Consider the following 21,693-nt stretch of genomic DNA (forward strand, 5'->3'; position numbering starts at 1 on the left):
CTAGTTAACCCTTTACAAGAATAAACGTTGTATATCATTCCATGTCACAATAACCATAAGTAACATAAGTAACGCAAAGCCAACAAAATGTACGAGTCCCTCTTTCTCTGGGGAAATTGGCTTTCCTCTAATTGCTTCAATGCCAACAAACAGTAGTCTTCCGCCATCGAGTGCTGGTAACGGCAGTAAATTAATAATACCTAGATTCACACTTAATGCCGCAGTCCACTGGACGAAATTCCAAAAACCTGTTTGCACAACTTGATCGGTGAAATCATAAATACCAACTGGTCCAGATAACATATCAACTGAGAATTGACCAGTTACAAGCATACCTAAGTTAACCAGAATTAATTTAGACCATTCATAGGTTTGAGTTAGGCTATACGGTATCGCTCTAGTCACTGATCTCTCCATGTACTGCCTAACACCGATTCGACCAACTTCACTATCATCCAATTGCTCAGAAGTTGGAACAATCGTTAACTTATCTGCTTCACCATCTCTAAGATAATTAATTGTTAATTCTTGATTAGGTCGCTCACTTACATATCGTTGAAAGTCTAACCAACTATTTATTTCTACTTGATCAATTTGAGTAATTTGATCTCCAGGTTGTAATCCAGCTTGTTCAGCTGGACTGTTAGGAGCGATCTCTCCTAGCCGCGCATCCTCCACTGGAATCCCACTAAATGCCGCTAACGCAAAAAACAGAAGCGCCGTTAAAATAAAATTCATTAATGGTCCGGCAAATAATTGCGCTGACCGCTGAAGCTTGGTTTTAGCAGCAAACTGACGATCAAAGGGTGCAATGCGTGTCTCAGACTCATTCATGACATAATCAGCGTCCACTGCAATCTGATAGACCTTCACTTCTTCTTCACCAATTAGCATGCCTTTAATTTGTAACTGGTGCGTTAAGTCAGCCTGCTCGACCTCAATGACTTCAGCCGTTGGGTGCTTATCCTTATTGTTGACAATAATTTTATTTACTTGTCCTTGCTTATTGTACTTAAGACCAATATGCTGACCAGGCTTAAGCTCAACAATTTCAGGGTCTTCACCAGCAACCCGAACGTAACCACCCATTGGCAAAATCCGAATTGTATATAACGTCTCTGCCCGTTTAATTGAGAATATTTTCGGTCCAAAGCCGATTGCAAATTCCCTTACGAGCATGCCTGTTTTTTTAGCTACGATAAAATGCCCAAATTCATGCACAAATACTAATAAACCAAACATTAGTATGAAAGCAACAATTGTATTCAAGTGCCTCTCTCCTTTTAAGCTAACGTTTTATCTGATCGCGAACGATAAGTCTTGTTTCTTCATCAATGGCTAAAATCGTTTCTAAATCGGGATTGGTAATTTTAACATGCCGAGCTAGTGCATACTCTATCACGTCCTCAATTCCTAAAAATGACAATTCATTATTCAGAAACATCGCTACAGCTTGTTCATTAGCTGCATTCAGCACTGTTGGTAATGAGCCACCACTTTTCCCTGCTTCAATTGCCATCGCTAAACAAGGGAAACGCTCAAGGTCCATTTTTTCAAAATTCAACTGGCTTAAAGATACTAAATCAAGCGAATCCGCATCATTGAGCGGTATTCTAGTAGGGTATGATAGCGCATACTGGATCGGAATTCTCATATCAGCATTACCTAGTTGAGCAATCACACTTCGATCTTGAAATTCAACCATTGAATGAATGACACTTTCCTTATGTAAAATAACATCAATTTTATCATAGTCGAGTCCAAATAACCAATGTGCCTCAATCACTTCAAGCCCTTTATTCATCATTGAAGCTGAATCAATCGTTATTTTGGCACCCATTGACCAGTTTGGGTGCTGTAACGCATCCTCAATTGAAACATCAGCAAGCTGAGCTCTCGTCCTTGCTCGAAAACTTCCACCAGAAGCAGTGATAATAAGCTTTTTAACCGTTTGTTCATTTTCGCCCTGCAAACATTGAAAAATTGCGGAATGCTCACTGTCAACAGGTAATAAGTTGACTTGATGCTTGGCAACCGCATCCATTACTAAATGGCCAGCAGTAACAAGAGTTTCTTTATTGGCAATCGCTAGTGTTTTATTTGCCTTAATTGCTTGCAGAGTAGGCTCTAGCCCAATCCTTCCGATAATAGCATTTACAACTAAATCAACAGCTTCATCGGTACAAACCTCAATTAAACCTGGTAATCCTACCAATATCTTCGTACCTGATACCCAAGCAGTTAATTTTTGTTTGGTTTCCTTATCCTGTACCACGACCTTTTCTGGCTGAAACTCGTATATAAATTGACGAGCAAGTTCGACATTTCGGCCAAAGGCTAACGCATGAATGACAAATTGGTCAGGATGTGCTCGAATAACGGCTAAGGTTTGCTGTCCGATCGAGCCGGTTGCCCCTAGTAATGTGATTGTTTTCAAGATTCCACTCCTTTAATTTATGAAACAAATTGAATAAAATGCAAAATCGGAAAAACAAACAACCAGCTGTCAAAGCGATCGAGAATTCCACCATGACCTGGTAAAATATGCCCTGAATCCTTGACAGTATAGTATCTTTTAAACGCCGACTCTACTAAGTCACCAATTTGACCAACAATACTTGCTAAAATTGAGACCAGAATAACGATGCTTGTCGATTGATGTACAGTAAAGATAAAGTGAAAGGTAAGCCCGGCAACAAGTGCCAGCACAATCCCACCAATTGCACCTTCAATGGTCTTATTAGGGCTAATTTCAGGCCAAAGCTTGCGCTTTCCAAAGTATCGCCCTGAAAAGTAAGCACCCGTATCAGTAGCTAAAATGACCACGATGGCATAAAAAATATACTCTAATCCAGAAGCCTGTACCTCAATGAAATAATGAAAACCAAGGCCAACGTATATAGCTGATAGCACCATAAATCCTGCATCTTCAAAAGTAAATTTATTCTTAACAAGCACTGTATAGCCTAGTAATAGTAGCACAACCAATAATATTATTTCTCTTTGATATGCGTAAACCCAGCTTAAATTAAGCTTATTCGTTTCAGGTAGAACTAATGACCAAAGTAAAACCATTGTAAATGCTATTGGAATTGGATACTTAGTCATTTGCCGCATGCGTAATAGTTCATAAAGTCCAACTGAGCTAATTAAAAACATGACGAGATAAAATGGCCATCCCCCTAATATAACAAAAGGGAAAAAGAGCAAAATTGCAATTATTGCTGTAATAGTTCTTGTCTTCATTTGGAAGCCCCCTTTTTATGGCTTATAATCCACCATAACGTCTTTTTCGTTGTTGATACGCATCTAAGGCTTTAACGAATTCCGCCTCAGTAAATGCAGGCCAATGGACATCGGTAAACCAGAATTCGGTATAGGCAAGCTGCCATAGAAGGAAGTTGCTTACACGCATTTCACCACTTGTCCGAATTAGTAAATCGGGATCTGGCAAGTCAGTTGTAAATAAATGCTTATTAATTGTTGCTTCATCAATATCATCAATATTAATGTTATTAGCTGAAACATCACCTGCGACTGCTTTAATGGCCGCAATAATTTCAGCACGACTCCCATAATTCAAGGCTAAATTTAAAATTAAACCATTATTATGCTTTGTTTGCTCGATGGCTTGCTCCACTGCCGCTTGTGTATGTGCGGGGAGTTGAGCTCTATGACCAATCATTTTCACCTGAACATTCTCTTCAATTAGTTCAGGTAAATATATGTTAAGAAATTCTTTTGGTAGCTTCATTAAGTAGTCGACCTCTTGCTTTGGTCTTCGCCAATTTTCAGTCGAGAATGCATACATCGTCAATACCTTAATTCCTTGAGCATTCGCTACTTTTACAATCCTCTTTACGTTATCCATGCCTTCTTTGTGACCAGCAAATCGAGGAAGACCTCTACTATTTGCCCATCTACCATTACCATCCATAATAATGGCTACATGGTTTGGTACTAGTTTTAAGGTCGCATTTCTTGCGAAGCTTTCAACCTTTCTTTTTTTAAAAGGCCATTTAAAAAATGCCATTACAATTTCCCCCATTTAAAACGCCATCTCGTTCTAACAATTCTTTTTACAGTTTACCATGTTCTTGACTGAGATTCACTAACAATCCTATTAGAGCTTTAAAATTCTCCTAAAACTGGACAAACAAAGCCTTACCTTTACTCGCTTATCATGCTCATTATCTTAATAGCTTTATTCGATTTATGTACATTATTTTAAGCTAAATATCAATTTCATAGAAATAAGGTCACTGTCTAACGGTAGGAAAAAAAGGTAACCGAACTAATCTTGACCTTCGCTTTGTGAGTATTCGTATTAAAAACCAGTATGTGCCATTATGAAATTGACGCTAACGTGTAAAAAAAGTGTAACAAAAGTGATCGCTCTTTTGTTACACTTATCTGATCAGCTAAGCAAAGAATAGCCGTTGTATTTAACTAAATTCATTGTTCACTGATCAAGCAGGTTAGCCTTGCCTAACTGTTTACACCTCTAGGATTTCAGCTTCTTTCTCAGTCACCATCTGATCAATTTTCGTAATAAATTGATCGGTTTCTGTTTGGACATCTTCCTGATAATCACGAAGATCATCTTCGGTAAGATCACCATTTTTCTCAGCTTTCTTTAACTGATCGTTAGCATCGCGTCTTACATTACGAACCTGAACCTTTGATTCTTCGGCAAATTTCCCAACGACTTTAACTAATTCCTTACGACGTTCTTCGGTAAGAGCTGGAATTGCAATTCTAACCACATTGCCATCACTTGATGGCGCTAAACCAAGGTCAGCCTTCTGAATAGCCTTTTCAATCTCACCAATTGAAGATTTATCAAAAGGGGTAATAACAAGCAAGCGTGCTTCTGGCACTGAAATAGTGGAGAGTTGATTTAAAGGTGTTGGTGCACCATAGTAATCAACAAAGACACTATTTAGAATTGCTGGATTTGCTCTACCAGCTCTTACTGTAGCTAAATTCTTGGAAAAGGATTGAATGGCCTGTTCCATTCGTTGTTTCGATTCGTTAATGATTGCTTCTGACATCGTTTATTTCCCCCTAACAAGAGTACCGATCTCTTCTCCAGAGACGGCCCGTTTAATATTTCCCTCTTCTGAAACAGAAAAAACAAGTAGAGGTATATCATTATCCATACATAAAGAAGATGCTGTTGAATCCATGACACCTAATTCCTCATTAAGCATTTGCATATACGTCAGTGAATCATATTTCTGAGCAGTTTTATCTAACTTAGGATCAGCATTATAGACACCGTCAACATTGTTCTTGGCCATTAAAATAACCTCTGCGTCGACTTCAGCAGCTCGTAAGGCAGCTGTTGTATCAGTTGAGAAATAAGGATTTCCAGTACCAGCAGCAAAAATGACAACACGTTTCTTTTCGAGATGACGAATTGCTTTTCTACGAATATATGGTTCTGCAACTTGACGCATCTCTATTGATGTTTGGACACGCGTCTCGACACCATAATTCTCTAAACTATCTTGAAGCGCTAAAGAGTTCATGACGGTAGCAAGCATACCCATATAATCTGCATTTGCACGATCCATCCCCATTTCACTTCCAACCTTACCACGCCAGATGTTTCCGCCGCCAACTACGATGGCTATTTCTACACCCATTTCAGCGATTTCTCTTACTTGCTTTGCAATAGATTGAATGATCTTTGGTTCAAGCCCATAGCCTAGCTCACCACTTAATGCTTCACCACTTAGTTTTAATACAATTCTCTTATAGCGTGCAGTCGTCATAATAACCTCCATTATGTAGAATTTAGTTATATTTTACACCAAGTTTTTAATAGACACAATTATACATCCTATTTTAAAAAAACCAATCTTGCATGTCCAAAGAAAAGGGAACACTATGTGCTCCCATTTATAACCGATTTTAAATAAGATTGTTTATTTTTTGACTTGACTCATTACTTCTTCAGCGAAGTTCTCTTCACGCTTTTCAATACCTTCACCAACCTGATAGCGTGTGAAAGCATGGATAGTAGCTCCTTTATCAGCAACTAGCTTTTTAACCTTTTGATCTGGATCTTTAACAAAGCTTTGCTCAAGTAAACAGATATCTTCAAAGAATTTACCAAGACGGCCTTCAACCATTTTCTCAACGATATTCTCTGGCTTGCCTTCACTAAGCGCTTGTTGCTTTAAGATTTCTCGTTCTTTTTCAACGGTTTCCGCATCTACTGCATCACGAGAAACAAAGCGTGGATTTACTGCAGCGATATGCATTGCAATATCTTTAGCAAATGCTTCATCAGTTGTACCTTCAACAACTGTTAAGACACCAATATTGCCGCCCATATGAATATAGGCACCGAATGCATCTGCATCTGTTTTTTCTGCAATGATAAAACGACGAAGTGATAGTTTTTCACCAATTTTTGCAATATTATTATGAATAAATGTTTCTACACTTTCGCCATCTCCATGAAGCGGCTGTTGAAGAGCTTCCTCTAATGTTGCAGGCTTTTGAGCAAGTAAATGCTTAGCCAATTCATTTAGAAGCGCTTTAAACTGATCATTTTTCGTTACAAAGTCCGTTTCACAGTTTACCTCAATAAGTACAGCTGCGTTACCCTCTGTAAGTGTGTATGCTGAACCTTCAGCAGCAATACGATCTGCCTTCTTAGCTGCTTTTGAAATACCTTTTTCACGTAAATAATCAATTGCTTTATCCATATCGCCATCAGTTTCCTGAAGTGCCTTTTTACAGTCCATCATACCTGCGCCAGTTTTTTCACGAAGTTCTTTTACCATGCTTGCTGTTACTGCCATTTTAAATTCCTCCTATTCATAATCAACCATACTAGATCTTATACTCTTAAAAAAAGGTGATAAAAGGTTCCCCTCTTATCACCTCCGTAACCTTAGTTATTATTGTTCAGCTGTAACTTCTTCAGTTGTCTCTTCAACTGCAGCTTCTACTTCTTCAATTTCCTCGCCTTGTTTAACTTCTAAAATAGCATCGGCCATTTTTGACGTTAATAGCTTCACCGCACGAATTGCATCATCATTTGCTGGGATAACATAATCAATTTCATCCGGATCACAGTTCGTATCAACAATACCTACGATTGGAATATTTAATTTATGTGCTTCAGCCACGGCAATGCGCTCTTTACGTGGGTCAACAATAAACAATGCGTCAGGAATTTTTTTCATTTCTTTAATTCCGCCTAAGAATTTAACAAGACGATCTTTTTCCTTTAAAAGACCAACGACTTCTTTCTTTGGAAGTACATCAAATGTACCATCTTCTTCCATTCTTTCAATCGCAACTAAACGATTAATACGCTTGCGGATTGTACCAAAGTTCGTTAATGTACCACCTAACCAACGTTGGTTAATGTAGTATTGACCTGAACGAATAGCTTCATCTTTAACCGATTCTTGTGCCTGTTTTTTTGTACCTACAAACAAAACAGTTCCACCATTTTCAGCTACTTCTTTGATAAAGTTATATGCTTCATCAACCTTTTTCACTGTTTTTTGTAAATCGATAATGTAAATGCCGTTTCTCTCCGTGAAGATATATTTCTTCATTTTTGGGTTCCAACGACGTGTTTGGTGACCAAAGTGCACACCAGCTTCAAGAAGTTGTTTCATTGAAATTACTGCCATTTCCTTTTCCTCCTAATGGTTTTTTCCTCCGCTTACTTCATTTTTATAGAAAAACTACAGCTTCTTCTGTAGCACCATTTCTACCATCCATAAGCGTGTGTAATTAACACCAAAAGTAACTATATCATAACAGAAACTGACAAGCAAGCATTTCAATCGTTTTTTTGTTGGAATTTAAGCATTAATTCAATTTCTGTTCTACCTTTGTTAAGCTGCTTGGCAATAGCATCTACAGCTTGACCTTGATCATGCATTGCTAAAACCTGTGCTGCAAGTGAAGGCTTAAAGGATTCACCAGGTTTGTCATCCGCTAGTGGTTTATAGTCTGAATATTTTGTTTTTAAACCGTGGTCCGGATCATCTTTCGAGTCTTGTTCCTGCCTATCCTGTTCAATCACGTTAGCTTTCTTTGGAGTTTTCTTAGTCAAAGCCGCTAAAAGCGATTCATTTTCTTCTCTCATCTCAACTAAATAAACTGATAATAGTTCTTCAAGCTCTTTTTGCTGTCGAATTAGGTGCTCATGATCTCGCCGTGGTTGCTCGTGTTTTACTTTCATTTGTCGCAACTGAACAAAGGTTAGTACATGTAAAAAAAAGCTTATTAGTAATAAAATATAGAGTAACAGCATCGTATCCCTCTTAACCATTAAAATCGATTTTACTTCCTAAATACGGATGACTAATCTTGTTAGGCTGTTGTTCCCGCACAAAACTAGCAGAATTTTTCATTGTTTGATTAGGTTTGCGCTCTTTTGTATCAATCAAATGCTTCTTTTTATCAAGATTTGTCACGGTCTTTCTTTTTAAAAGCTCAGATTGTAATTGTGCGGATGCTAAGACATCCTGCATAAACTGGCCACGTTGTTGAATCTGCTCTTGAATCCGGCCAGCATCCTGTGTTCTCGGCAGTGCGACTTGCATTTCAACCGCTCTCCAGCTCACCACAATCTACTCCCTTCAATTAATTATAAAGAAACAATTCTTATTTCCCCATCTTCAATAAAGGCTTGTGAATATTTGTAGCATTGTTCTGTTGTACGCTGATACTTGCCAAATCTAAGGTCGACATTCGGATATAGGGAGCCCTTTACGATTAAACGCGCCTTATTCTCGTCACCAATCTGAACATTTAATCGCTCAAGTTGGTTCTCAATCCGCGTTAATTTGTCTTCCGTTACTTGCTGTGAGTTTCGCTGTTTGAGCAGTAAAATCTTTTCTTTCGCAGATAATTCACTTTGCTTCGCTTTTTCTTGCAATCGCTTGCCAATAAGTTCAAGCTTTTCTAATTCTTGTTTTAAGGTGAATTTCGCTTCAAATAACTTATTTTCCATGGTGGCTTTTTGTTGATTGACGCCTATCGCAACCTCTGTTTTTGTATCCATTCTATTTCCAACATCTTTCGCTTCAATTGATTGTCCTGCTGAATTTGTCCCTCCGATTATTTGGCCATTTTGACAAATAATGCGCCCTTTTGCAACACAATGGCTATGCATAATGGTATTTCGCACATTAATATTTTGCTCAGCTTCAATTTTAGCTTGATTAACATAGCCAATATTAACATCACCGCCTGCCTTAATGCTGCCCTTCTGCAGTCCAACAATTCCTTCTGAAACTTCAACGTTTCCACCAGCTTCGAGATGGCCAGCTTCAACTAATCCATAAATAAAAATATCACCATCAGCTTGAACACTAAAGCCATCTGGAACATTGCCTCTCACAAGTACTGAACCAGCAAACTTAATATTACCGGTCAGCATTGATAAGTCTTCATTCAGCTCATAGGTATTAAAGACATTAATTTTACTTCTATCGACACTTAGCTTGCCAATTGTTGTTGAAAAAAAAGCATTTTTTTCACTGTCAAACCGAACATTTTTACCAGCCTTCAATTTAATTGGCTTGCCGTTACGAGCTGGCATTTTTTTACCTAAAATATTTTCACCTGTGATGCCTTTTGTGGGTAGCGTTATCCTTGCAATTAATTCATCCTCATTTAATGCTGGAATCTTCTTAACGTCTCTGAAATTACGTTTTTCCCCTTCATCAAAAAAACCTTCTTGGTCACATACAAAATCGATTGTCCCATCCTGACCATCAATAGTATCAATCCCAGTAGCTATTCTAACAGGGAACATATTGAAATTAGTTCCAGTTGCTAACTGTTTAACAACTGAGCGATCAATACCAAAAAGAATTTTCTCGCGCTTCAACCATTGATCAATCATTGCCTCATCAATTTCTGCTGGATCATATTCCTCTTTTAGTTGAATACTAGCATACATGTAATCCTCAGAAATTAAGATTTCAAAATACTGATTAAGATCACTCATTTGTTTTCCTCCAAGGTAAAATAAGCTCTTTCAAATCGTTAAGAAAGTGCATGTCGTAGCTTAAAGATGGCCTGCTTATGTATTTGCGATATTCTAGATGTTGTTAAAGAAAGCACCTGGCCAATTTCTGTGAATGATAACTCTTCATGATAGAACAAGCTAATAACAAGCTGCTCATTTTTGTTTAAATTATGAATCGAATTCGCTAACTCCTGATAATTCTCCTGCTTCACCATTAAATCTTCAGGCGACAATTGTTGATTATCAATAATAGAATGACCGATTCCTTCTTTGTAATCATCAGAGTCGTCACTTGTTTTCTCTTCCATTGAAAGCAGGTTTGCAAACAAGACATCCTTGTAACTTGTTTCTACCTCTTGAGTCGTTATATTTAAATGCTTAGCAATCTCAGAAGCTGTAGGCTGACGTTGCAGCTGTTGCGTAAGCATGCTGGTAGCTTGATCAATTTTCTTAGCGCGCTCTCGTGTTAATCGTGAGAGCCAATCTTCTTTTCTTAAACCATCAATAATCGTGCCTCGAATTCTAAAGGAGGCATAGGTATCAAATTTCAAATCTCTCTCCGGTTCAAATTTCTGTAATGCATCAAATAATCCTACAAATCCTAAGCTTCGGATATCGTCTCTTAGTACATTTTGCGGTAAGTGTGCTGATATACGTTGAACATGGTAATCGATCAAATATAGATAGTACTCAACGAGCCGATTGGCGGTATCCGAATCCCTAGACGCTTTCCATTTTATCCATAGCTGATCAATAGCTTCTTTTTGATCAATCAATCCAATCGCCTCGCTTTCTTTTTAAATATTAGTTGCCCCTTTGCTTACCGTTCTTACATTTAGTAAACAGGTCTCAAGTGAAAATTCTATCGTACGACCGCTATTTCCGCTAATATCCTCTGATATAATTGGGATACGATATATCTCTAACTGATCCTTGACAGCTTGAATATTTCTTTCACCCACACGAAGCATATCATTTTTAGAGGTGAAGGAGAACATTTGGGCCCCACCAGCCAGCTTGGCTTTTAAAGCGAACTTTCTTGCACCGTCCTTAATTAATGCCTCAATTAGAATTGGAATAGCTGTATCTGCATACTTATACATATTTTGATTCGTTTTCTTAGCTTGTTTGGACTCTGGGAGCATAACATGTGCCATTCCAGCCATTTTAAGCCCCTGGTCATAGATTACAACACCAACACAGGAACCGAGTCCTGATGTTCGCAAGATATCCGGCGATTTTGCGAATTTCAGATCAGCAATTCCCACTTTTACAACTTGCCCTGTCACTGTTTTCACTGCGGTTGTACGCCTAAGTTGTTAAAAATCTTTGAAAAAGAATCCGGATCTGGCAGTAGAAAAAAATGTCCTTGAATAGGTCGATTATCTTGTGAGTGATCATCAATAAGTGTATCAATTATAATGGCGTAATCACTGACATGAGATAATTCGTATAATCCCTCTGCTAAAATTGCACCTGCCATATCAATTGACAAAATTGGAACTGAAGGCTGCAACAAGACATTAATAAAGTCAGATAAAGCAGATAAATAGGATCCGGCTAATATATTACCCATTTCCTGTAATGCTGAGGCTGACATTTCATCAATATCGGCGATAGAAAAGGACGTTGTTCCCGTTAGTTGCTTAACAAATGCATTAGCCTCTTCGGGTGAAAGAACGAAGAACATATTCCCAGGTGCATCTCCTTCAATTCGTAAAAACACAGCAACAATTAATGTTTCAGGCCCTCCCACTAACTCCATCATTTCATTAAAATCGACTACTCTAACACTTGGAATACTCATCTCTACTTTCCGATCTAGCATCATTGACAATGCTGTTGCCGCATGGCCTGAGCCAATGTTTCCAATTTCTTTAAGCGCATCAAGTTGTGTTCCCGACAAGGACTTAATAAATGACATCGTCTTACACCTACTTATTCTATTATGTTTAGATTACTAGTCTCCAAAATTTTATCAATATCTAAAAGAATGAGTAACCGATCCTCATGCTTGGTTACACCAGAAATATAATCAATATGCATACCGCCGATTACTTCTGGGGCTGCTTCAATACGGTCCTTAGGGATATCAACAACATCGTATGCAGCGTCAACAATTAAGCCGATATTAATTTGATTATAGTGAATAATAATCGTTCTGGTACTATCTGTATAAGCCTTCTCCTCAAAACCAAACCGCTTCCTGAGATCAAGAATTGGCGTCACAACACCACGCAAATTTAACACACCTTTGACAAAATCAGGTGCCCCAGGAATTCGTGTGACGTGCATCATCCGCTCAATTGAGCCAACTAATTCCACTGGCATTGCATATTCTTCATCATTTAACTGAAAGATAATTGCTTTTAAGTATGCTTCTGTTACTTCAACCATGGTCAAATCCTCCTACCTATTTAATTAAAGCGTTCGTATCAACAATTAATGCGACCTGTCCATCTCCTAAAATGGTAGCACCTGAAATAGCAAATATGTCTGTTAAATAATTACCAAGAGACTTAAGCACAACCTCCTGTTGGCCGATAAAGGTATCTACAATTAAACCTGCCATTTTTTCGCCTTGTTTAATAATAACAACTGAAAAATATTCGTCATTAGGCAATTCTCCCGGTACTTGAAATATATCCTTTAAAGAAACGAGTGGTACAACTTTTCCCCGGAAATCAATTACTTGTTGATTATGAGCACGCATAATGTCTTTTTTATGAACAATCGCTGTTTCTAGTATTGATGATAACGGAATGGCATATTTCTCTTGCTGTACTTCAGTAAGCATTACCGAGATAATTGATAAGGTAAGCGGTAATTGGATTAAGAACGTAGATCCTTCTCCAGCTACAGAATGAATCGTTATTGTTCCGCCTAATGCCTCAATCTTATTTCTGACGACATCTAAGCCAACACCTCGTCCAGAAATATCAGAAATTTTATCTGCCGTGGAAAAACCACTTTCCATAATAAGCTGAAATACTTGTTGATCAGTGAATGTATCAGCGTCCTCTTCTTTAACTATACCATTGGAGATAGCTTTCTGCAGAACCTTTTGGCGATCAATGCCTGCTCCATCGTCTGTGATTTCGATAAATACACTGTTTCCGCTATGGTAGGCATTAAGTTTTAGTGTGCCTTCTTCAACTTTTCCGCTTTTAGATCGCTCTTCTGCCGTTTCAATACCGTGATCGAGCGCGTTACGAATTAAGTGAACAAGTGGATCACCAATCTCATCAATAACTGTTCGATCTAATTCAGTTTCAGCACCAACTACTTCTAGATTAATCTTCTTATTTAGATCTTTAGCCAGTTGACGTACCATTCTTGGAAAACGATTGAAAACTTGGTCAATCGGAACCATTCGCATATTTAAAATAATATTTTGTAAGTCACCAGAAATACGAGTCATATGCTCGACGGTTTCTTGTAAATCACTGTTTTTTAACTGACTTGAGATTTGTTCAAGTCTACCACGGTCAATCACTAATTCTTCAAATAGGTTCATTAGTGCATCTAAACGATTAATATTGACACGGATTGTCTTTGACGAAAAAGATTTCTTCTTCGTTTCTTCTTCAGAAGCGTCTATATCTACTGCTAAAGTCTGAGCGGTTTCAATGTGCTCTATGTTTGCCTCTTCTTCTAAACCTGCATAATTCACCTCAAATGGCTCAACTAAAACGTGATCAACTTCAGAGACTTTTAGAATTTTTTTCTCAATTTCAGTTGGTGAATCCTTGGTAACCAAAATAACAGTAAAATCATACTCAAAGTTTTCATCCTCTAGCTCGGTTACTGTTGGCATTGACTTAATGACTTCACCAATTTGATCGAAAATTTCAAACACCATATACACACGAGCGGCTTTAAGGAGACAGGTCTTTTGTAATTGAACGTTGACTTGATAATTGTTAAAGCCATTTTCTTTAGACTGATTTAGAACAGCTAACTCAAATTCATCAAGACGGGCCGATTGAGTCGTTATACGATTTGGTTGCTCTAACACTGATTGCTCAGTTGGGACTTCTTCTCCTTGTTCAACGCCTTGTAAAATTGCAACTAGCTCGGTTACATCCTTTTTACCTTCTCCACCATTAATAATATCTACAACCATCGACTCTAACGCATCAACTGCTTGAAAGATAATATCAATAATGATTGGTGTTAAACTAATGTTGTCATTTCGAATCGCGTCCAGTACGTTCTCCATCTTATGAGTCAAATCAGCAAGATCAGTAAAGCCCATTGTCGCAGACATCCCCTTAAGGGTATGGGCTGATCTGAAGATTTCATTAACTAAGCCAAGGTCTCCAAGGTTTGATTCAAGCTTAAGTAAATGATCATTTAGCGCCTGAATATGCTCTTTACTTTCTTCAATAAAAACATCAAGATATTCATTCATTTCCATCTTACTCACCTCTTGCTTTCAATTGATTTACAATTGCGGTTGGGATATCAGGTAGCTCAAGAACTGAATCAACAAGTTTTGTTTTTTCAGCAGCTTGTGGCATTCCATAAACCACACATGTCTCTTTAGCTTCAGAAAAGATAATTGTATTTGGTTTCCTTGTCTTCATTTCAATTAAACCATTAACACCGTCTGATCCCATTCCCGTCATTATGACTGCAATTAATTCCTTACTCGGTACATGGGCTAACGATTCAAACAGGACATCTACAGAAGGCTGATGACCATTCCGATTTTCTTCTTTGTGAATATGCACTTGCAGTCGATTGGCGACTTCTTTAACTCTAAATTGCTCACCACCAGGCGCAATATATGCAACACCGTTTTCTAGCATCTCACCATCTTCAGCCTCCTTTACTTTTATATTAGCTAACCGGTTTAATCTTTCCGCTAAAGAACGCGTAAATCCGACAGGCATATGTTGCACAATAACAATTGGGGCAGGCAAATTGCTTGGTAAAACAGTTAATACTTGCTGCAAGGCTCTTGGACCACCGGTCGATGTCCCAAGAGCAACCACGTATCCCTTCTTAGTGGTAAACTTAGGGCTGCTATCATAAAGATATGGACGCATCCTTTTTCTGGGTAGTGTTGCGTTTATAGTAGGCTTTGCCTTAGCTTTAACAGCTTGTATCACCTTACTTATAATTTCGGCTTCTATTTCTCTAATGTTTAGTGAAATAGAACCAGAAGGCTTTGTGATGAAATCAACTGCTCCTAGTTCTAATGCCTCAAATGTTTTATCTGCTCCTTCTTTAGTTAAACTTGAGAGCATAACAATCGGAATGGGTTTAACCTTCATTATCTCTGCTAAAGTTGTCATACCGTCCATCACTGGCATTTCAACATCTAACGTAATAACATCAGGGCTTAGCTCTTTAACTTTCTTGATAGCCTCTTCACCATTTCGTGCTGTCCCAACCACGCTGATTTTAATGTGGGATTGTAGAATGTTAGAAATCATCTTACGCATAAAGGCAGAATCATCAACAACAAGCACTTTAATATCATTCATTATGTAACTACCTTTCTGTAAAGAAGCTTTTAAACTTAGCGATAAATGTATGTTCTACCTTTTGATTAGCTGGTTGAGACTCCGATAAATATACACTGACAATCTGCTTAAGTTGCTTTGAAACACTAGCATTGGGGGCAAAGCGTGTAAATGGAACTTGCTTAATAACCGCTCTTGATACAACCTTATCATAAAGCAAAATACCCAGATATTCGATACTTTTCCCTAAAAATCGTTCAGAAACTGCTTGAAGTCTAGCCAGAGCCTTTCTTCCCTCTCTAATTGATTCTGCTCGATTAATCAATAAATAAAAAGGAAGCTCCTTATTCTGTTGATGGACATGCTTCATCATAGCATAGGCATCCATCATCGCTGTCGGCTCTGGTGTTGTCACGACGAAACAATGATCCGCTGATAAGATAAAAGATAAACTATCACTTGTCACACCTGCACCCATATCTAGGAAAATATAATCATAGCTCGATAAGAGCCAGCCAAATTGATCTAGGAAATAAGATAGCTTTTGCTCACTCATCTGAAATAATGTTGATAAACCAGAACCACCAGAGATGTATGAGATATTATTAGGTGTATGTTCAATGATGTCTTGGATCGATAGTCGTTGCTCAAACAGTTCAACAATTGAATGCCGAGATTGATGACCGAGTAGAATATCAATATTACCCATGCCAATATCTAAATCAATAATTAGCACTGATTTATTCTGCTGTCCGAGTGTTAAGGCAAAGTTCAAGGTTACGTTAGACTTGCCAACTCCGCCTTTACCACTAATCACAGAAATTACCGTTGCACGTTCACCATGTGAGTATTTGTCGTTAACTTGCATGTTTTTCCTAAGTTGCTCAGCTTGATCTCTATACATGCGAATGGTTACCTTTGGTTAATAATTCTGTTAGATAAGCTGGTGTTGGATCAACAATATCGTCAGGTACATCTTGACCATTTGTAATAAAAGCAATAGAAATCGGATTGGCATAGGTTAAATTCAGTACTGAACCCATTGATGCTGTTTCATCCTGCTTAGTCAGAATTAATCCTTTAATTGGGACAGTTGCAAACTTCTTATAAATACTATCTAAATCAGCAGCTTTCGCTGTCAATGCCATCACTAAATATGTTTCAATATCATGATCAAGATCCACTACGTTACCGAGTTCGTTAATGTATTTCTCATCTTGGAAATTACGCCCAGCTGTATCAACGAAAACCGTATCATAAGCTTGAAACTTTAAGCGTGCTTTTTGATAATCTTCTATGTTATAAGCGATCTCTAGCGGAATATCTAGAATTTTGGCATAAGTACGCAATTGCTCAATTGCAGCGATACGATAGGTATCAGTTGTAATTAACGCCACCTTTTTGCCGTCTTTTAGTAAGCTTTTCGCGGCCAACTTTGCTATTGTTGTTGTTTTGCCTACACCAGTTGGACCTACCAAATGAATAAACCGAGTCGCGAACGTCTTGCTACCACATTTTTTTTGCTGAAAGTGGTTGAGCAAATACACTTTAAAATCTGCTAGCAAATCTGCAAAAAGCGTTTCATCACCAAGATTGGACTCATATAGATGCGTAGTAATTTCTTCAGCAATATCTTGCTTTATATCTTGCTTCATTAGAAAGCTTAAGAATTCCTTAATTAGGATAGGTCTCTCATCATCACCTTCTCTTGGATTTGCTTGAATCATCTTTCGCAGTGATCGTAATTCCTCCAATACTGCTATATTAGAACTTGATTCAGTTACACTGCTATTCGAGTGTTTGTGCGCACTTTGTTGTTTCCTTTGCTGAACAGGATGAGGCTCGATAGCTGCTACGACTTCAATATTTCTTTTTTTAAATAAACCAAGTACGCCACCCTTATGAATGACTTTAGAATTCAAGATAACTGCTTCAGAACCCAACTCCTGTTTTACCTGATCCATCACTTCTGGCATCGTTGGTGCTATAAATTTTTTTATTCTCATTCTATATCCACCACCCCAGCACTTTGTATATCTATATCTGATTCTAATTCATTATACGATAATACGACCGTATGCGGAAAGAAGCGCTCAAGTAACTGCTTAATATACATGCGAATAGTTGGTGAGCATAGAATAATAGGTGTCTCCTCTTGTAAAGATAACCGCTCTATTTTTCCAGTGACCGCTTTAATTAAGCGTTGCTGACTATCTGGATCTAAGGCTAAGTAATTGCCATGCTCTGTTTGCTGAACATGATCAGCAATTAATTGTTCAACCTTTCCAGATACAGTAATCACACGTAATGATTTAGAACCATTCGTATATTGTTTTGTAATTTGCGCTGCAAGGGCTTGCCTAGCGTACTCACCTAGCAACTCAGGATCATTAGTCATTTTCCCGAAGTCAGCAAGTGTTTCAAAAATTACGGGTAAGTTCCGCACTGAAACTTGCTCTCTTAGTAGTTTAGCTAACACCTTTTGCACATCACCAATACTTAGTGGCTCTGGAGTAACCTCTTCAACTAAAATAGGGTATGACTCTTTTAAATGGTCAATAAGCTGTTTTGTCTCTTGTCTGCCTAATAAAGCATGAGCATACCGTTTAATTATTTCTGTAATATGTGTGGAAACCACAGAAGGCGGATCTACTACAGTATAGCCTGATAACTCTGCATCGTCCTTTACTTCCTCTGCAATCCACTTTGCTGGAAGACCAAACGCAGGCTCATTTGTATCAATACCATCAAGTTCATTATCATCAAAGCCTGGCGTCATGGCTAAGTAATGGTCTAGCATTAACTCGCCATGTGCCACCTCATTACCTTTGACCTTGAGCTGATAAGCATTTGGTGGTAGCTGGATATTATCTCTAATCCTTACCACTGGAATAACAATACCTAACTCAATAGCAAGCTGGCGGCGAATCATGACAATGCGATCCATTAGGTCGCCACCTTGAGAAGCGTCTACTAATGGAATCAATGCATAACCAAATTCAAATTCGATCGGATCCATACTAATAAGATCGACAACATTTTCTTGAGACTTCATTTGTTTGCTTGTTTCTTCCTCATCTTCAACCGCTTGATCGACTAACTCAGACTGGTTAGGCCGATCAAGTAAATAACCCCCAGCTATTAATAAAATCGCAATGGGTGTCGTTAACCAAAAGTTAATTGGGGTTAAACCGAATAAAAAAATTGATACGCCTGAAACATAGAGCAACTTAGGGTATTGCAAAAGTTGATTAGTCACGTCACTGCTTAAGTTATCATCAGAAGCAGCTCGTGTCACAATAATACCAGTTGCTGTTGATACTAATAATGCGGGAATTTGACTGACTAACCCATCACCAACGGTTAGGCGCATATAAGTAGCAATTGCCTCGCCAAAAGCCATATTGTATTGCATCATACCAATAATGAGTCCAAACACAATATTGATGATGACAATGAGAATACCAGCAATTGCATCTCCTTTAACAAATTTACTGGCCCCATCCATCGCACCATAGAAATCAGCTTCTCGTTCAATTTTCTTGCGTCGTTCCTTTGCTTGTTGTTCATTAATCAGCCCAGCATTGAGATCAGCGTCAATACTCATTTGTTTCCCTGGCATAGCATCTAAGGTAAACCTTGCTCCTACCTCAGATACCCGTTCACTTCCTTTGGTAATAACAAGAAACTGGATAATAATTAAAATAACAAAAACCACAAAACCTACGAGTGGGTTACCACCAATAACAAAGCTACCAAATGTCTCTACTACATTTCCTGCTGTTTGTTCACTTAAAATTGATCGTGTTGTCGATACATTTAAACCTAATCTAAACAAAGTTAGCAGGAGTAATAAAGAAGGCAAAATAGAAAAATCCAATGCTTCAGAGGCATTCATGGCAACTAGAATAACAATAAGAGACAACGTTATATTTAATAAAATTAAAAAGCTCAATAACCAGCCTGGTAACGGAATGATCAGCATGACGATAATGATAATGACAAATAATAATACAGATAAATCTTTCAGCTTCATATTTCTCTCTCCTTACAGGCTACGTTAAGCTCTTTTCTCAACTTGATAGACATAGGCCAACACTTCAGCCACCGCTTGATAAAATGATTCATTAATTGCTTGACCTATCTCAGCCTCTGCATATAATGCTCTTGCTAGAGGACGATTTTCAACGAGCATCACATCGTGATTTGTTGCAATCTGACGGATCTTCAATGCAACATAATCTACACCTTTAGCAACAACATAAGGGGCATCGGCTTTTGTTTCATCATACTTAATGGCAATAGCAAAGTGTGTTGGATTCGTAATGACTACATCAGCTTGAGGGACATCACTCATCATCCTCCTCATCGCCATTTGCCGTTGCTTTTCCTTAATTTTGGACTTGATAAGCGGATCACCTTCAATGTTCTTATGTTCATCCTTTATGTCGTTTTTTGACATTCTAATGTTCTTTTCATAATCAAAGCGCTGATAACCATAATCAAGAATGCCGAGAATTAAAATAGCAATAGAAGCATAAATCCCCATTTGGGTAGCCGTTCGACCAAAGAAAGACAGTGCACTATCAATATTTCCTTGAGCTAGCATCATCATTTCATCCTTATTGAGCCATAGAACTGAAAATGTGACTGTCCCAATAATGGCAATTTTTAATAAAGATTTGACTAGTTCAACAATAGCTCTAATTGAAAATATCTTTTTCGCCCCTGAAATAGGATTTAATTTATCTAGCTTAAATTGAAGTGGCTCTGTCGTAAATAAAAAGCCAATTTGTAAAAATGTAGCACTAATTCCAGCAATAACAGCAACCACTAATACAGGCGCAATTGTAATAGCCATGTAATTAACGACCTCAATAAACACTAAGTGAATCGAGCCCTGCGTAACATTTGTAAAAATAAACTCAGAAAACGTACGACTAAACAAGTTTGTCATTCTTTCTTTCCAGAATGGTCCAATTGCAATAAAGGTAAGAAACATTAGAAATAGAAGAATTGCAGTATTCAAATCTTGACTCTTGGCCACTTGCCCCTTTTTCCGGGTATCTTCTCTTTTTTTCGGGGTTGCCTTTTCCGTTTTTTCACCCGAAAAAAATTGCAAATCAAGCTGAAGCATCAAGTCAAATCCCTCCTAATAACCGCATAAATACATTCATCATTTCAATTATATAGCCAAACATTCTTCTTACTAAGCCAATATATAGTGCAATGAACATCCCAATTAGAAACAAAGATACGGTTATTTTTAATGGAAGTCCAACTACAAAAACATTGAGTTGTGGAACAGTACGTGCAATAATACCAAGCGCGACGTCAACTAAAAACAGACTTCCCACAATTGGAATGGCCATCTGAAATGCCATAATGAACAGTTGATTAAACATTGTTATAACAGTTAAAATAAAGCCACTCTGATCAAAGGAAATGTATTGATCAAACGGAATAACTTCAAAACTATACCAAATTCCATTAATAAAGATGTGGTGAGCATCAACCGCAAGAATAAATAAAATAGCGAAGGTGTAGAAATATTGACCAATTACTGGACCTTGAGCACCTGTTTGAGGATCAACAACATTGGCAATGGCAAAACCCATTTGGAAGTCAATAAACCCCCCAGCTATTTGCACAGATGCAAGAATAACATAAGCAACTAACCCAAGGATAATGCCAACTAGTGCTTCTTTTATTATTAAGAAAACAAAAAATAAATCAATTGAAAGTGTCGGTAAATCAAGACTAAAAACGAGTAATAAGCTGACAAAAATGCTTAAACCAATTTTTAGTGGGTTAGGTATATTTCGATATGAGAAAATCGGGACCGTTGTCATAAACGCGATTATTCTTGAAAAAATAAGTAAAAAGGCAGGTAATCCATTAAGATCGATTAGTGTTAGCATACGATTACCCTACAAACTGATTTAAATTCTGCAAAATATTTGTTGTGAACTCAACAACTTGTGTAAGCATCCACGGTCCAAAAAAAATTAAACCAAATAGCACCGCGACAATTTTAGGAATGAAGGCCAAGGTTTGTTCTTGAATTTGCGTTGTTGCTTGGAAAATACTAACTAAAAGTCCCACACTTAAAGCGAGGATTAGCAATGGACCGGCCACCATTAAAATGGTAAAAACGCCTTGCTCGGCAAGGTTAATCACAAACTCTGCACTCATTAATTG

At 37.9% G+C, this 21,693-nt stretch carries 23 protein-coding genes; all 23 read right to left on the bottom strand.

Annotated features, from left to right (window positions below; all coding sequences use genetic code 11):
* Nucleotides 1–12: 12 nt before the first annotated feature.
* The 23 genes from rseP to fliQ all read right to left on the bottom strand — a co-directional run bounded on the left by rseP (nucleotide 13) and on the right by fliQ (nucleotide 21,687).
* Nucleotides 13–1,269: an RIP metalloprotease RseP gene (gene rseP / locus BM000_RS01920; RefSeq protein WP_091494190.1), complete on the bottom strand. Its 1,257-nt coding sequence runs from the start codon at nucleotides 1,267–1,269 to the stop codon at nucleotides 13–15.
* 19 nt (nucleotides 1,270–1,288) lie between these two features.
* Nucleotides 1,289–2,437, bottom strand: a complete 1,149-nt coding sequence (gene dxr, locus BM000_RS01925; RefSeq protein WP_091494193.1) for a 1-deoxy-D-xylulose-5-phosphate reductoisomerase — start codon at nucleotides 2,435–2,437, stop codon at nucleotides 1,289–1,291.
* A 17-nt stretch (nucleotides 2,438–2,454) separates the two neighbouring features.
* A complete protein-coding gene (locus BM000_RS01930) occupies nucleotides 2,455–3,246 on the bottom strand; it encodes a phosphatidate cytidylyltransferase (RefSeq protein ID WP_091494196.1) in 792 nt (263 codons plus the stop codon).
* Between the two features lie 22 nt (nucleotides 3,247–3,268).
* Nucleotides 3,269–4,033, bottom strand: a complete 765-nt coding sequence (locus tag BM000_RS01935; protein ID WP_091494199.1) for an undecaprenyl pyrophosphate synthase — start codon at nucleotides 4,031–4,033, stop codon at nucleotides 3,269–3,271.
* Nucleotides 4,034–4,496: 463 nt separating this feature from the next.
* Nucleotides 4,497–5,054 (bottom strand): ribosome recycling factor, encoded by a 558-nt coding sequence (frr, locus tag BM000_RS01940; protein ID WP_091494201.1) that lies wholly within the window; start codon nucleotides 5,052–5,054, stop codon nucleotides 4,497–4,499.
* Between the two features lie 3 nt (nucleotides 5,055–5,057).
* The gene (gene pyrH, locus BM000_RS01945; protein ID WP_091494204.1) at nucleotides 5,058–5,780 is read right to left on the bottom strand and encodes a UMP kinase; all 723 of its coding nucleotides are present in this window, start codon (nucleotides 5,778–5,780) and stop codon (nucleotides 5,058–5,060) included.
* Nucleotides 5,781–5,933: 153 nt separating this feature from the next.
* Nucleotides 5,934–6,818 (bottom strand): translation elongation factor Ts, encoded by an 885-nt coding sequence (tsf, locus tag BM000_RS01950; RefSeq protein WP_091494207.1) that lies wholly within the window; start codon nucleotides 6,816–6,818, stop codon nucleotides 5,934–5,936.
* Nucleotides 6,819–6,917: 99 nt separating this feature from the next.
* The gene (rpsB, locus tag BM000_RS01955; protein ID WP_091494210.1) at nucleotides 6,918–7,664 is read right to left on the bottom strand and encodes a 30S ribosomal protein S2; all 747 of its coding nucleotides are present in this window, start codon (nucleotides 7,662–7,664) and stop codon (nucleotides 6,918–6,920) included.
* Between the two features lie 152 nt (nucleotides 7,665–7,816).
* Nucleotides 7,817–8,293, bottom strand: a complete 477-nt coding sequence (locus BM000_RS01960; protein ID WP_091494213.1) for a DUF6115 domain-containing protein — start codon at nucleotides 8,291–8,293, stop codon at nucleotides 7,817–7,819.
* A gap of 10 nt (nucleotides 8,294–8,303) precedes the next feature.
* Nucleotides 8,304–8,606: a hypothetical protein gene (locus tag BM000_RS01965; RefSeq protein WP_091494215.1), complete on the bottom strand. Its 303-nt coding sequence runs from the start codon at nucleotides 8,604–8,606 to the stop codon at nucleotides 8,304–8,306.
* 23 nt (nucleotides 8,607–8,629) lie between these two features.
* Nucleotides 8,630–9,997 carry a flagellar assembly protein A gene (locus BM000_RS01970; protein ID WP_091494218.1) on the bottom strand — a complete coding sequence of 456 codons (1,368 nt, stop codon included), beginning with the start codon at nucleotides 9,995–9,997 and terminating at the stop codon, nucleotides 8,630–8,632.
* 38 nt (nucleotides 9,998–10,035) lie between these two features.
* Nucleotides 10,036–10,794, bottom strand: a complete 759-nt coding sequence (locus BM000_RS01975; RefSeq protein ID WP_091494221.1) for a FliA/WhiG family RNA polymerase sigma factor — start codon at nucleotides 10,792–10,794, stop codon at nucleotides 10,036–10,038.
* A 21-nt stretch (nucleotides 10,795–10,815) separates the two neighbouring features.
* Nucleotides 10,816–11,316: a chemotaxis protein CheD gene (locus BM000_RS01980; RefSeq protein WP_091494224.1), complete on the bottom strand. Its 501-nt coding sequence runs from the start codon at nucleotides 11,314–11,316 to the stop codon at nucleotides 10,816–10,818.
* Nucleotides 11,313–11,942 carry a chemotaxis protein CheC gene (locus tag BM000_RS01985; RefSeq protein ID WP_091494226.1) on the bottom strand — a complete coding sequence of 210 codons (630 nt, stop codon included), beginning with the start codon at nucleotides 11,940–11,942 and terminating at the stop codon, nucleotides 11,313–11,315. Before BM000_RS01985 ends, BM000_RS01980 begins: the two co-directional genes overlap by 4 nt.
* A gap of 14 nt (nucleotides 11,943–11,956) precedes the next feature.
* Nucleotides 11,957–12,415, bottom strand: a complete 459-nt coding sequence (locus tag BM000_RS01990) for a chemotaxis protein CheW (protein ID WP_091494229.1) — start codon at nucleotides 12,413–12,415, stop codon at nucleotides 11,957–11,959.
* 16 nt (nucleotides 12,416–12,431) lie between these two features.
* On the bottom strand, nucleotides 12,432–14,438 hold the full coding sequence (locus BM000_RS01995; RefSeq protein WP_091494231.1) for a chemotaxis protein CheA: 2,007 nt from the start codon (nucleotides 14,436–14,438) through the stop codon (nucleotides 12,432–12,434).
* Between the two features lies 1 nt (nucleotide 14,439).
* Nucleotides 14,440–15,513, bottom strand: a complete 1,074-nt coding sequence (locus BM000_RS02000) for a protein-glutamate methylesterase/protein-glutamine glutaminase (RefSeq protein WP_091494234.1) — start codon at nucleotides 15,511–15,513, stop codon at nucleotides 14,440–14,442.
* Between the two features lie 7 nt (nucleotides 15,514–15,520).
* Nucleotides 15,521–16,396 (bottom strand): MinD/ParA family protein, encoded by an 876-nt coding sequence (locus BM000_RS02005; protein WP_091494237.1) that lies wholly within the window; start codon nucleotides 16,394–16,396, stop codon nucleotides 15,521–15,523.
* Nucleotides 16,389–17,498 carry a flagellar biosynthesis GTPase FlhF gene (gene flhF / locus BM000_RS02010; RefSeq protein ID WP_091494239.1) on the bottom strand — a complete coding sequence of 370 codons (1,110 nt, stop codon included), beginning with the start codon at nucleotides 17,496–17,498 and terminating at the stop codon, nucleotides 16,389–16,391. The genes BM000_RS02005 and flhF overlap by 8 nt, the downstream gene beginning before the upstream one ends.
* Nucleotides 17,495–19,528, bottom strand: coding sequence for a flagellar biosynthesis protein FlhA (flhA, locus tag BM000_RS02015; RefSeq protein WP_091494242.1), 2,034 nt, complete (start codon nucleotides 19,526–19,528; stop codon nucleotides 17,495–17,497). Before flhA ends, flhF begins: the two co-directional genes overlap by 4 nt.
* A gap of 24 nt (nucleotides 19,529–19,552) precedes the next feature.
* Complete coding sequence (gene flhB / locus BM000_RS02020; protein WP_091495025.1) at nucleotides 19,553–20,629, bottom strand: flagellar biosynthesis protein FlhB; 1,077 nt, start codon at nucleotides 20,627–20,629, stop codon at nucleotides 19,553–19,555.
* A gap of 4 nt (nucleotides 20,630–20,633) precedes the next feature.
* Nucleotides 20,634–21,413, bottom strand: a complete 780-nt coding sequence (fliR, locus tag BM000_RS02025) for a flagellar biosynthetic protein FliR (protein ID WP_091494245.1) — start codon at nucleotides 21,411–21,413, stop codon at nucleotides 20,634–20,636.
* Between the two features lie 4 nt (nucleotides 21,414–21,417).
* The gene (gene fliQ / locus BM000_RS02030) at nucleotides 21,418–21,687 is read right to left on the bottom strand and encodes a flagellar biosynthesis protein FliQ (RefSeq protein WP_091494247.1); all 270 of its coding nucleotides are present in this window, start codon (nucleotides 21,685–21,687) and stop codon (nucleotides 21,418–21,420) included.
* Nucleotides 21,688–21,693 lie beyond the last annotated feature (6 nt).

Source organism: Amphibacillus marinus, assembly GCF_900110345.1.
GTDB lineage: Bacteria > Bacillota > Bacilli > Bacillales > Amphibacillaceae > Amphibacillus_D > Amphibacillus_D marinus.

Coding starts and splice junctions, on each gene's coding strand:
- BM000_RS01930 (WP_091494196.1), bottom strand. CDS start 3,246: ATGAAGACAAGAACTATTACAGCAATAATTGCAATTTTGCTCTTTTTC.
- BM000_RS02005 (WP_091494237.1), bottom strand. CDS start 16,396: ATGTATAGAGATCAAGCTGAGCAACTTAGGAAAAACATGCAAGTTAAC.
- rpsB (WP_091494210.1), bottom strand. CDS start 7,664: ATGGCAGTAATTTCAATGAAACAACTTCTTGAAGCTGGTGTGCACTTT.
- BM000_RS01995 (WP_091494231.1), bottom strand. CDS start 14,438: ATGGAAATGAATGAATATCTTGATGTTTTTATTGAAGAAAGTAAAGAG.
- flhA (WP_091494242.1), bottom strand. CDS start 19,528: ATGAAGCTGAAAGATTTATCTGTATTATTATTTGTCATTATCATTATC.
- flhF (WP_091494239.1), bottom strand. CDS start 17,498: ATGAGAATAAAAAAATTTATAGCACCAACGATGCCAGAAGTGATGGAT.
- BM000_RS01970 (WP_091494218.1), bottom strand. CDS start 9,997: ATGAGTGATCTTAATCAGTATTTTGAAATCTTAATTTCTGAGGATTAC.
- tsf (WP_091494207.1), bottom strand. CDS start 6,818: ATGGCAGTAACAGCAAGCATGGTAAAAGAACTTCGTGAAAAAACTGGC.
- pyrH (WP_091494204.1), bottom strand. CDS start 5,780: ATGACGACTGCACGCTATAAGAGAATTGTATTAAAACTAAGTGGTGAA.
- BM000_RS01990 (WP_091494229.1), bottom strand. CDS start 12,415: ATGGTTGAAGTAACAGAAGCATACTTAAAAGCAATTATCTTTCAGTTA.
- flhB (WP_091495025.1), bottom strand. CDS start 20,629: ATGCTTCAGCTTGATTTGCAATTTTTTTCGGGTGAAAAAACGGAAAAG.
- frr (WP_091494201.1), bottom strand. CDS start 5,054: ATGTCAGAAGCAATCATTAACGAATCGAAACAACGAATGGAACAGGCC.
- fliQ (WP_091494247.1), bottom strand. CDS start 21,687: ATGAGTGCAGAGTTTGTGATTAACCTTGCCGAGCAAGGCGTTTTTACC.
- BM000_RS01985 (WP_091494226.1), bottom strand. CDS start 11,942: ATGTCATTTATTAAGTCCTTGTCGGGAACACAACTTGATGCGCTTAAA.
- BM000_RS02000 (WP_091494234.1), bottom strand. CDS start 15,513: ATGAATGATATTAAAGTGCTTGTTGTTGATGATTCTGCCTTTATGCGT.
- BM000_RS01960 (WP_091494213.1), bottom strand. CDS start 8,293: ATGCTGTTACTCTATATTTTATTACTAATAAGCTTTTTTTTACATGTA.
- fliR (WP_091494245.1), bottom strand. CDS start 21,413: ATGCTAACACTAATCGATCTTAATGGATTACCTGCCTTTTTACTTATT.
- BM000_RS01935 (WP_091494199.1), bottom strand. CDS start 4,033: ATGGCATTTTTTAAATGGCCTTTTAAAAAAAGAAAGGTTGAAAGCTTC.